The organism is Collinsella sp. HCP28S3_E9, from assembly GCF_052065455.1.
Lineage (GTDB): Bacteria > Actinomycetota > Coriobacteriia > Coriobacteriales > Coriobacteriaceae > Collinsella.
Genome location: NZ_JBQHTZ010000010.1, coordinates 77,234 through 87,731 on the forward strand (window position 1 = coordinate 77,234; position 10,498 = coordinate 87,731).

10 protein-coding genes are annotated in these 10,498 nt (G+C 58.8%); 9 read left to right on the forward strand and 1 reads right to left on the reverse strand.

The features are described 5' to 3' along the window. The first annotated feature begins 188 nt into the window (after positions 1 to 188). The 3 genes from ACTNA2_RS06380 (at position 189) to ACTNA2_RS06390 (ending at position 2,881) form a co-directional block, all read left to right on the forward strand. Complete coding sequence (locus ACTNA2_RS06380; RefSeq protein ID WP_441048922.1) at positions 189 to 1,013, forward strand: PfkB family carbohydrate kinase; 825 nt, start codon at positions 189 to 191, stop codon at positions 1,011 to 1,013. Continuing rightward, positions 1,006 to 1,335 (forward strand): TIGR04076 family protein, encoded by a 330-nt coding sequence (locus tag ACTNA2_RS06385; protein WP_441048923.1) that lies wholly within the window; start codon positions 1,006 to 1,008, stop codon positions 1,333 to 1,335. The genes ACTNA2_RS06380 and ACTNA2_RS06385 overlap by 8 nt, the downstream gene beginning before the upstream one ends. Positions 1,336 to 1,519: 184 nt before the next feature. Then, positions 1,520 to 2,881, forward strand: coding sequence for an ATP-binding protein (locus tag ACTNA2_RS06390; protein ID WP_441048924.1), 1,362 nt, complete (start codon positions 1,520 to 1,522; stop codon positions 2,879 to 2,881). Between the two features lie 154 nt (positions 2,882 to 3,035). Here the strand turns inward: ACTNA2_RS06390 and ACTNA2_RS06395 are convergent, their stop codons facing one another. Beyond that, positions 3,036 to 3,482, reverse strand: coding sequence for a low molecular weight protein-tyrosine-phosphatase (locus tag ACTNA2_RS06395; RefSeq protein WP_441048925.1), 447 nt, complete (start codon positions 3,480 to 3,482; stop codon positions 3,036 to 3,038). A gap of 372 nt (positions 3,483 to 3,854) precedes the next feature. Here ACTNA2_RS06395 and ACTNA2_RS06400 point away from each other — a divergent pair, with 372 nt between their 5' ends. The 6 genes from ACTNA2_RS06400 (at position 3,855) to prfA (ending at position 10,247) form a co-directional block, all read left to right on the forward strand. Continuing rightward, entirely contained in the window at positions 3,855 to 4,538 is a 684-nt protein-coding gene (locus ACTNA2_RS06400; protein ID WP_441048926.1) for an isopentenyl-diphosphate Delta-isomerase, read from the forward strand. Between the two features lie 101 nt (positions 4,539 to 4,639). After that, positions 4,640 to 5,956, forward strand: a complete 1,317-nt coding sequence (locus tag ACTNA2_RS06405; RefSeq protein ID WP_441048927.1) for an ATP-binding protein — start codon at positions 4,640 to 4,642, stop codon at positions 5,954 to 5,956. A 125-nt stretch (positions 5,957 to 6,081) separates the two neighbouring features. Next, positions 6,082 to 6,948 carry a hypothetical protein gene (locus tag ACTNA2_RS06410; RefSeq protein WP_441048928.1) on the forward strand — a complete coding sequence of 289 codons (867 nt, stop codon included), beginning with the start codon at positions 6,082 to 6,084 and terminating at the stop codon, positions 6,946 to 6,948. A gap of 114 nt (positions 6,949 to 7,062) precedes the next feature. After that, positions 7,063 to 7,956, forward strand: a complete 894-nt coding sequence (locus ACTNA2_RS06415; RefSeq protein WP_427719707.1) for an aldose 1-epimerase family protein — start codon at positions 7,063 to 7,065, stop codon at positions 7,954 to 7,956. A 21-nt stretch (positions 7,957 to 7,977) separates the two neighbouring features. After that, positions 7,978 to 8,880, forward strand: a complete 903-nt coding sequence (locus ACTNA2_RS06420; protein ID WP_441048929.1) for a peptidase dimerization domain-containing protein — start codon at positions 7,978 to 7,980, stop codon at positions 8,878 to 8,880. 299 nt (positions 8,881 to 9,179) lie between these two features. Then, entirely contained in the window at positions 9,180 to 10,247 is a 1,068-nt protein-coding gene (gene prfA, locus ACTNA2_RS06425; RefSeq protein ID WP_154518366.1) for a peptide chain release factor 1, read from the forward strand. The last annotated feature ends 251 nt before the right edge of the window (positions 10,248 to 10,498 follow it).

The window sequence follows — 10,498 nt, forward strand, 5'->3', positions numbered from 1 at the left end:
AGTTTTGAAATGGCACTGAATAAGTGGCGGCAAATGAGCCGCAATGAAGCAAGCTAGCCCCTCGTTTCCGAAACCTTTCCGCAACAATTTGCCCTTCGTGCCGCTCGACTCCGCTCGCAACGTCCCCTGCGCTACACTTAGTTGCACTGTGGCGCCGTTGCGCCGCGCCCGACCCAAGGGGGACACTCATGAAGAACACTCAGCTGTTGCTGATCAACGATATGTGCGGCTACGGCAAGGTCGCGCTTTCCGCCATGCTGCCGGTGCTGTCGCACATGGGTTACCGTATCCACAATCTGCCGACGGCACTTGTGTCCGATACGCTTAACTATCCCAAGTTCTACATCCACGACACCACGGAGTACGTGCGTCAGAGTCTTGCCATCTGGGAAGAACTCGGCTTTGAGTTCGACGCCATCTCGACCGGCTTTATCGTGACCGAGGAAGAGACGCGCATCATCTCGGACTTTTGCCACCGCCGTGCGCAAAAGGGCACCAAGGTGTTCGTCGACCCCATCATGGGCGACAACGGCAAGCTCTATGCGGGCGTGCCCGAGTCCACGATTGGCCTTATGCGGCACCTGCTGGAGTGCGCAGACTACGCGGTGCCCAACTATACCGAGGCGTGCCTGCTTGCCGATAGGCCTATTGCCGAGCAAATTACGCCCGAAGAGGCCCGCGCCCTTGTGGACGCCGTGCGCGAGCTGGGTGCCAAGTCGGTGGTCATTACGAGCACCGTGGTCAATGGCACGAACGCGGTTATCGGTTACGACCATGTAGCGGGGGAGTACTTTACGATTCCCTTTGAGCTCATTCCGGTCTATTTCCCGGGCACGGGCGATACGTTCTCGGCAGTGCTCGTCGGCCGCGTTATGGCAGGTTGGAGTCTGCAGCGCGCGACGTCCGATGCCATGCGTGTGGTGGCCGAGCTTATCGAGCGCAATGCCGACCAAGAGGACAAGTCGGCCGGTCTTCCCATCGAGGCCTGCTTGGATGTGATTGACCATGAGTAATGCTGGCGAGGGCGACATCAGGCCTGCGGGCGAGAACAAGCCGCTCGGCGCGCCGCGTGGCAAGCGTCCGCGTATCCGCGTGAGCTGCGTGGACCAGTTGGGGACGTGTCGCTGCCACCATGGTCACAAGCCGGGCGACGTCTTCGACTTCGACCGCGATCGCGGCAAGATGTGCGCCATGGCCTGTCACGTTGGCTTTCCCTATATCGACATTCTGCGCTATGGCGGAACTGTGCCCGGCAACGAGCCCGGCACGGCAAAGTTCTGCTGCCCCGAGGTCGATACGCTGAACGTCTGGCTTGCCGAGATCGTCGACGAGTAGTTGAGCGCAATGTGGCAAAGGGACAGTCCATTTGCCACATTCGCCGGTGGTGCCCCATCTTTTTCGCTTATAATCTCAAAACTCTGCATTTCATCCGATTTTAGGTTCTAAAAATTCTGCGTTTCATCGATAATCAAGCGTATAAAACTTTGCATTTCATTTGATGACACTGAGGGGGGAGCCTATGCTGCGCAGGAAAATAGCGGCAGAGCTGGAGCGTTGGCTGAAGTCTTCCGAGCAAAAGGCCTTGTTCATTACGGGTTCTCGCCAGATTGGCAAAAGCTATTCGATTCGCGCATTTGGCAAAGCCAACCATGCAACCTACATCGAGCTTAACCTCATGGAAAACCGCCAGGCAAAAGATGCTCTTCTCGAGGCGCGGGATGCCGATGATTTCATCAGCAGGGTGACGCTTCTTTCGGGAAAGTCGATTGCGCCAGGCAAAACACTCGTGTTTATCGATGAGGTCCAAGAGGCCCCCGACATCATGACGATGGCAAAGTTCCTTGTTGAGGACGGGAGGTGCCGTTGGGCGTTTTCGGGGTCAATGCTCGGGACTCAGTTCAAGGGCGTCAGGTCCTATCCGGTGGGGTATGTCCACGAGCTTAGGATGTTCCCGCTCGATTTTGAGGAGTTTTGCTGGGCAATCGGGGTGAGCGAGGGGGCTCGCCAAACGATACGTGACGCGTGTATCAGCGAGAGGCCCATTCCTGATTACATTCATGACGCGATGATGGCAAACTTCAGGACCTATACCGTTGTCGGCGGAATGCCGGAGGTCGTGCAGCGTTTCCTTGACACGCAGGGCGACCTTGCCTCTGTTCGTCAGCTACAGTCAGAGCTCAATGAACAGTACCGGCGGGATATCTCCAGGTATGCAAGCGGGCGAGCCCTTCAGGTGCAGAGCATCTACGATCAGCTCCCTATTATGCTCGAGGGCGAAAACAAGCGCTTCGTGCTCAATTCCATTGACCCCAAGGCTCACTACGAGAAGTATCAGCGAGATTTTGTATGGCTTGTCGATGCCGGCGTTGCTCTCAAAGCCGATATCGTAAGCGAGCCAAAATCGCCCCTGCTCAAGACGGCACGGCCATCGCAGTTCAAGCTCTATCAATCGGATACGGGCATGTTGATGGCGCGCTACCCCGTTGGAGTCGCCCAAGCGGCGTATCTTGATGGCAAGGAGCCCAATCTGGGCGGCATTTACGAAAACGTGGTGGCCCAGCAGCTGGCTGCCCAAAATCGCCAGCTTTACTACTATCAGACAAAAAAGCGCGGTGAAGTGGACTTTGTGGTCGATGGACCGGATGGGACGGCTGTTCCGATCGAGGTTAAATCGGGCTCCTATTACCACGCGCACGCAGCGCTCGGTCATGTGCTTGATACGGCTGAATATGGCGTAAGGCTCGGGATTGTTTTCTCGAGAGGCAACGTTGAGCGCAACGGAGCAGTTCTCTATTTGCCGCTATATGCGACCTGGGCCCTTTCGGATGTTTTGGGCGACTCCTGCGCCGAGGGGATAAAGCTGGAGGTCAAGCCGGTCTAGGGCTAGTCCCTTTGTCACATTCATGAGCGTGGGTTTTCTCCCGTTTAGAGCGCACTTGAACGCTCAAAGTGGGAGAAAACCCACGCTCATTTTTCATGTGGAAGATTATCCGCGCTTGTTTCGCGCCGAAGGCGTGGCCCGCGACCTCGCTTGCCTACAGCTGCTCGAGCATGGCCGTGCAGCCGGCGAGCACGTCGCGGTACGTGGCATCGAAATTGCCGGTGTACCAGGGATCGGCCACGTCGCCGGGGCGCTCGGTCCAATCGAGCAAGCGCGTAATCTTGCCGTCGGGGTCGTCGCCAAAGATGCGACGCAGGCCACGCGCGTTCTCGTCGTCCATATAGACAATGTGGTCCCAGTCGCCATACTCCGCGCGACGCACCTGGCGTGCGCGGTGGGCGACGACGGGAATCCCGACTTCGCGCAGCTTGGCAACGGTGCCGTGGTGTGGCGGGTTGCCAAGCTCCTCGGTCGAGGTCGCGGCGGAATCGATGACAAACTCCACCTCGCGCCTAGCGCGGCGCACGAGCTCGGTAAACACCGACTCGGCCATCGTCGAGCGGCAGATGTTGCCGTGGCAGATAAACAGTACGCGTTGCATAGGGCGATACCTTTCATATAGAAGGCTGCTAAAGAGTCGAAGCCGGGCGCATGCCAAGTTTTATTTCTTGGCCAGTTTGAAGTAGCGCTCAAATATCAATTCGAAAACGTAATAGAACATCAATCGGCTGTCGAGGTCCATGCTGCCCAAGCGGATTTCTTTTTGCACGGTGTAGATGGGGTAGTCGGCTAGTTTCGAGAGGGAATTTCGAGAAAAGCAAGTGCGTGAAGCATGACACCGAGAACAGGCACATGAGCAGCGCCAAGCTAATGTGACAAAGAGGCAGTCCCTTTGTCGCAGGCTGCGCTTGCCTGTATAGTCGCAATACAGGCGAAGATGGTCTCAGGTACATCGCGGGCGACAGGGGACCCCATGGGTGTGCACACGACAAAGATTGCAGTGGGCGAGGGCAAGTTTGCGCTCATGGCCCAGCTGACGGTGACGCCGCGAGATATGGCGGTGTACGCCTGCTCGCCGGAGTTCGCGCACCTGGGCGCCACGGCACAGGCCATTCCGCGTCCCGAGCCCGGCCGCATCGAGGCCCATGCCGGCGAGGGTATTCTGCATCAGGCATTTCTGACGCTTCTGGTAGAGGGCCGGGGCGAAGACGCGCGCCTGCTGCTCTGTCGCCGCAGTCCGCTCAAGCGCCTGTGGGGCGGGGTGCTGGCCGATAGCTGCGCCGGCCATCCGCTTCCCGGGGAAGACGTCGCGGCCGCCACGGCGCGCCGCATTAACGAAGAGCTTGGCATTACGCGCGAGCCCGATCAGCTCGAGCACCTCGGACACGTGGTGTACCGCGAGGACCACGGCGACGGTCGCTGCGAGTGCGAATGGTGTGAGGTCTACCTTGCCCATGTTGAGCCGGGCGAGCTGCATATCAACCAAGAGGAGATCTCGGAGGTGCGCCGCGTGGCCCCGTCCGAGCTCGACGGCTACCTGCAGGGTCACCCCGAGCAGCTGGCCCCTTGGCTCCGCGAGGCCCTCGAGGCCCCTCCATTCGCGCTGCCCTCGCGATGTGACAAAGGGGCAGTCCGTTTGTCACATTCCATACCTTAGAAACTTGCAAATTCTTCAAGTTTCTAAGGTAACATCTTATAAACTTGCAAAAAATGCAAGTTTATAAGATTTCATGTCTGGTCGGGCGCTAGGGAGACTCTATGGATATCGTTCGCCGAAGCCGTTATCTTGATCGACTCATTGCTTTTCAGGATACCGACCTCATCAAAATCGTGACGGGCATACGCCGTTGTGGCAAATCAACGTTATTGGACATGATGAGGGACTATCTGGCGCAACAGGGGGTGCCAGCCGAGCGTTTGCTGACCTTTAAGATGGAATCTCTAGAGTACGCGGGAATTACGGATTATCTGACGTTTTATCGTATGGTTCGGGAGCGCATCGACGGCATCGATCATCCCTACCTGTTCATTGACGAGCTCCAGAATGTCGAAGGTTGGGAAAAGGCGGTCAACTCGCTCCGAGTGGATTTGCCGTGCGATATCTATGTCACGGGCTCCAATGCCTTTTTGCTATCGAGCGAGCTCGCAACGCTTATCTCGGGCCGATATGTCGAGGTCAAGATGCAGCCTCTCACGTTTGGCGAATATCTTGATTTTCGCTCGATTGATGCGGTCGCCGCTGAAGGGCTTGGTGAGAGGGCCGAACTTGTTTCCAAGACGGGCGATCGCCTTAATTCAAATACCGTGCTTGAGCAGTACATAACCTATGGCGGCATGCCGTTTCTGGCCCATGATGAGCCGAGACGTGAGCTGTGTCGCGACTATATCCGTAGCCTCTACCAGACGATCGTCGCGCGCGATATCCTGTCGCGTGTGACGCGTAGGGGTCGCGGAGCTATCACCAAGCGCGATGTTCTCGAGCGGCTCTGTGCGTATCTGGCAGACAACATCTCCAACCAAACCTCGGTCAACAAAATCGTAGGGACGCTCAACGAATCAGCGGGCGGTAAGACCAACGCATCGACGGTGTCGGCATATATTGACGCTCTGGAAGAGACGTACCTGTTTACCAAAGTAAAAAGGTATGACATCAAGGGGCGGGAGCTTCTTAAGACAGGCGGTAAATATTACATAGCTGATACGGGAATTCGCAGCTATCTTGACGGATATAGAGGTAGCGATAGCGGAAGGATGCTCGAGAACGTTATCTACAACCAGCTTGTCTTTGAAGGATACGAAGTGTTTTGCGGCCATCTACGCGCGGGGGAAATCGACTTTGTCGCAATCGGCGAGGGATCAGACCGCAAATATATCCAGGTTACCGAACGGATCGATGCCGAGGCGACGAGGGAACGCGAGCTGCGACCGCTCAAGCTAAGCACACTAGGAAAAATTCCTGATTCGTATGAGAAGATCCTGATTGTCAGGGATGGCGACCATCCAACGGACATCGATGGCATCAGAATCGTGGGGGCAGTCGACTTCTTGTTGAGAAATAAGATTACCCGCGGCTAAACGTAAACAGATCCGTTTCGATGCGACAAAGGAGCAGTCCTTTTCGCATTCCGTGCGAGCCCTCGTGCCGTCTGGGGGTATAAGGCTAGCAAGTGTTTATTTGCGAGGCCTAAGGGGCGCCCCGTATGGATATCGATAACTTTGAATGGTGGTATAGCGAGGGCGAGGTTCCGGACGAGGAGTGGGACGAGACCGCGCCGCATGACGTGTCGAGCGACGAGGACGAGAGCGGCGACGATGCCGTCGAGACGGACGCCGCTTCCGACTCGGCCGAACCCCTAACCTTTGAACAGGCCTGGGCCCAGGCTGAGGCCGACGAGGCAAAGGCCGACGCCACGGCCACACTGGGTGAGCCGGCCGACATGTCCATCTCGCCGGCAAGGACCCCACAGCCGCGTCACACTATCGACCCCGACAGCACGGCATCCTTTAGCATTCTCGACGTGCCCGCGCAGGGCGCCCAGGCACCTGCGCCCACGCATCGCCCCGATCTGGCTCGCGAGGAAGGCGCGGGCCGGCGCTCTCCGCTCGGCCCCATCCTCATCGCCTTCATGGCCGGCGTTATCGCCTGCTCGGCAATCGGCAGCGTTTGGAGCCATGTTGAGCAGCAGCGCCAAGACGCCGCCGAGGTCGAGATCTCCGTCGAACAATCGCTCAACCGTACGCGCTCGGTGCATGTGTCGGTCGAGGTCAAGGACGGCGCGACGTGGGATACCGCGCGCGGCGACAGCCAGATGCTCATTCATATCGTGGGCCGCACGCTCAAGGGACAAGCGATCGACGAGCACCAATACGTCAATTCCGAAGGTGACGGTATCGAGCTCAAGCCCGGCGACTACGAACTTACGGTCGATGAGCCACCTGTCGCCACCGACGGCACGCGTTTTCGTGCCTCGAAAAGAATGGTTCCCGCGAGCTTTAACTCGCGGGCGCCCGATACGGTCGACACCACCTCGCAGGGCGGGTTTGACCTTTACGTGGATACCCAGTAGGCGCTCGCCGCCCATTTCCGCTATGGCTACTCAATAATCGCCTGCCGTCCCGTCCCGCCGCCAAGAGTGGGACAATAGTCCTCGACACTATTGTTTACTTTTGGAGGAAGTAGCATGTCTACCGTCACTACCATCAGGCGCGGCGGCCTCACCGCGGCCATCGATTCCATGGGCGCCCAGCTCACGAGCCTTGCCCTCAACGGCAACGAGTATCTGTGGCAGGGCGATCCCGCTTTTTGGGGCAAGCATGCGCCCATCCTGTTCCCCATTGTGGGCTCGCTGCGCAACAACACGGCGACGTCTGCGGCCGGCAGCTGCGAGATGGCGCGCCACGGCATCGCGCGTATCGTGGAGCACAAGCTGGTCGAGGTGTCGGAGGACGGTTCGTCCGTTACCTACGAGATCACCGATACGCCCGAGTCGCTCAAGGCCTTCCCGTTCCACTTTAAGCTCAACATGACCTATGCCCTGACTGGCGACGCCACTCTTACGCAGACCTTTGCCGTCACCAACACCGGCGACGTGGACCTGCCGTTTTCGGTGGGCGGCCACCCCGCATTTAACGTGCCCGTTCCCGGTGCCGAGGACGAGGCGTTCGAGGATTACGAGCTGGCGTTTACCGAGGCTTGGACTAACGAGGCCCCCATCATCACGCCCGATGGCCTTATGACGTTCGAGGGAAGCTACAAGGCTCCCGATAACTCGGACGTGCTGCCCATCACACACCGTAGCTTCGACAACGACGCCATCATGTTCACCGATACCCCGGGCTCCACGCTCACGCTGCGCAGTCGCAAGTCGGGCCACGGCGTCAAGATTGACTTTGAGGGCTTTAAGTACATTGGCGTGTGGTCTGCCGCCAACGACGCCCCGTTCGTGGCGCTCGAGCCTTGGACCGGACATACCACCATGGACACCGAGGACGACGTCTTCGAGCACAAGGTCAACACCATCACCTTGGCTCCCGGTGCCACCGACAAGCGCGCCTTCGAGGTTACGCTGCTCTAGAGAGCGGGGGCCATCGGCCGCGTGCTCGAGGAGCGCGGCGTTGAACTTGAATACCTGATCGACGAGGGTGACTACCGTATTGTTTCGGCTGCCGAGTACGGCGCGGGCGAGGGCTGGCTTATGCATGCCGACCTTGCCGAGAAGGGCTATGCCGATATCGTGCTCAAGACGAAGAGCGAAGGCGGACATTCGTCCAACCCCTACGGCGGCACATCGCTCGAGGTATTGAGCCGCGCTATCGCCGCAATCTGCGATATCGAGTGGCCGACGCGCGTGACCGATCTGCTTGCCGCGCAGCTTGTCGAGTTGGGGCTCTACACGGCGGATGAGATTGCCGCCAACGGAGGCGTCATTGTTCGCGACTGCCTCGCCAGCAACAAGCTCTATCCGCTCGTGACCACTACCTGTGCGCCCACGCAGATTGAGGGCGGCAGCACTGGTGCTAACGTGATGCCGCAGGATATGTGGGCCAATATTAACTTCCGCATGCTTGAGGGCACGGGCGTGGCTGATGTTGTTGACCGTTGCCGTGAGGCCGTTGCCGCGGCGGGCCTCACCGGGCGCGTGGGGGTCGAACTTGGCCCCGGCAGCTCCGAGCCCTCGCCGTCCCCACGTGTTGGCGGACCGGGGCTCGAGGCCGTTCGCACTATTGCCGCCCGCTACTTTCGTGATCCAAAGGGGGCGGAGGAAAACGTACCGAACGCGGCGGGCGGGGCCGCTGTCGGCATTGTGCCCTCAACTGTGATCGGTGCCACCGATGCGGCTAACTATCAGCGTATTTGCTCTGAATGCATTCGCTTTTCGGCGTTTGTGGTCGACGATGACGAGTGCGATCGCGGTGTCCACGGCACCAACGAGCGCATTACCCGCCGTGCCTACCTCCAAGGTGTCCACTTTTTCATCGCTCTGCTTCAAACGCTCTAGAATGTGACAAAGCGACAGTCCCTTTGTTAGCCGTTGTAGTCGTTGGGGACGTTCTTAAACGACTCGTCGTTAAGGAACGTCCCCAACGACTACGTCCACGCATTCCGTGCGGGTTATATGCAGGTTTGCCTGCGCACGCTATCATATATGGGTTAGACCGCAACTATGTACCCTATACGCGAAGGGATGCGCATGTATCTGAAAATCGACATGTTCTAGCTGGGCTTACCCCGCAACGGCGCCATGCGCCCCATCAATTCCGCCGATTTTCACCTTCACGCATATAAAGGAGTTCCGCCATGCGCGACAAGCTCGAAAAGATCATCAAGGCCTACGAGGAGCTCGAGAAGAAGCTTTCCGACCCGGCCGTCGCCTCCGACATCAAGGAGTTCACGCGTCTCAACAAGGAGTACGCGCACCAGTCCGACCTCATTGCCGCTGCGCGCGAGTACATCGGCGCGCTCGACGACATCGAGGCTGCCAAAGAAATGCTCCGTGACACTACCGATGCCGACGAGAAGGAGATGCTCCAGATGGACATCTCCGAGAACGAGGACAAACTTCCCCAGCTCGAGGAAGACATCAAGTACATGCTCATCCCGAGTGACCCCAATGACGACAAGAACACCATCGTCGAGATCCGCTCCGCCGCAGGTGGCGACGAGGCGGCCATTTTCGCCGGTGACCTGTACAAGATGTACCAACGCTTCTGCGAGTCGCGTGGCTGGAAGACCACCGTGCTCGACTCCAGCCCCAGCGAGGCCGGCGGTTTTAAGTCCATCGAGTTCAAGGTCGAGGGCGACCGTGTCTACTCCGTCATGAAGTTCGAGTCCGGCGTGCACCGTGTCCAGCGCGTTCCCAAGACCGAGTCCCAGGGCCGCATCCAGACCTCCACGGCAACTGTCGCCGTGCTTCCCGAGGCCGAGGAGATCGACGTTCAGATCAACCAGTCCGACCTGCGCATCGATACCTACTGTGCCTCCGGTCCTGGCGGTCAGTGCGTTAACACCACCTACTCCGCCGTGCGCATTACCCACCTGCCCACCAATACCGTGGTGCAGTCGCAGGAGCAGCGTTCCCAGATTCAAAACCGCGAGGTCTGCATGCAGATGCTGCGTGCCCGTCTGTACGAGATGGAACTCGAGAAGCAGCAGGCCGAGCTCGGCGCCGAGCGCCAGAGCCAGATTGGCCACGGAAACCGTTCCGAGAAGATCCGTACTTACAACCAGCCCCAGGACCGCGTGACCGACCACCGTATCGGTTTCAACTCCACCTACAACGGCGTCCTTCTGGGCGACCAACTCGGTGCCGTCATCGAGGCGCTTGCCGCCGCCGAGCGTGCCGAGAAGCTGGCACAGGCCGTGTAGTAGGTTCCGCCGTTCTACCGAACGGCGGACCGGCCGACGCTGCGCGCCGCCCAGGGCGACAATTTGTCATTCAAAAGGCAAGGCATGACCAGAAGGTCTATGCCTTGCCTTTTTCATGCCAACTTATTCGCCCTGGACGGCGCTCGCTCATATGACCCAATCCGCTGTCAAGAGCCACAATGGCCCCGCCGACCGCTTGCAATCGGTCGGCGGGGCCTGCCGTTGAACCCGTCCCGGTCCGCCCCCGGCAT

Excerpts from the sequence above, each read along its gene's own strand:
- ACTNA2_RS06410 (WP_441048928.1), top strand. The coding sequence starts at position 6,082 with ATGGATATCGATAACTTTGAATGGTGGTATAGCGAGGGCGAGGTTCCG.
- ACTNA2_RS06400 (WP_441048926.1), top strand. The coding sequence starts at position 3,855 with ATGGGTGTGCACACGACAAAGATTGCAGTGGGCGAGGGCAAGTTTGCG.
- ACTNA2_RS06380 (WP_441048922.1), top strand. The coding sequence starts at position 189 with ATGAAGAACACTCAGCTGTTGCTGATCAACGATATGTGCGGCTACGGC.
- ACTNA2_RS06390 (WP_441048924.1), top strand. The coding sequence starts at position 1,520 with ATGCTGCGCAGGAAAATAGCGGCAGAGCTGGAGCGTTGGCTGAAGTCT.
- prfA (WP_154518366.1), top strand. The coding sequence starts at position 9,180 with ATGCGCGACAAGCTCGAAAAGATCATCAAGGCCTACGAGGAGCTCGAG.
- ACTNA2_RS06415 (WP_427719707.1), top strand. The coding sequence starts at position 7,063 with ATGTCTACCGTCACTACCATCAGGCGCGGCGGCCTCACCGCGGCCATC.
- ACTNA2_RS06385 (WP_441048923.1), top strand. The coding sequence starts at position 1,006 with ATGAGTAATGCTGGCGAGGGCGACATCAGGCCTGCGGGCGAGAACAAG.
- ACTNA2_RS06395 (WP_441048925.1), bottom strand. The coding sequence starts at position 3,482 with ATGCAACGCGTACTGTTTATCTGCCACGGCAACATCTGCCGCTCGACG.
- ACTNA2_RS06405 (WP_441048927.1), top strand. The coding sequence starts at position 4,640 with ATGGATATCGTTCGCCGAAGCCGTTATCTTGATCGACTCATTGCTTTT.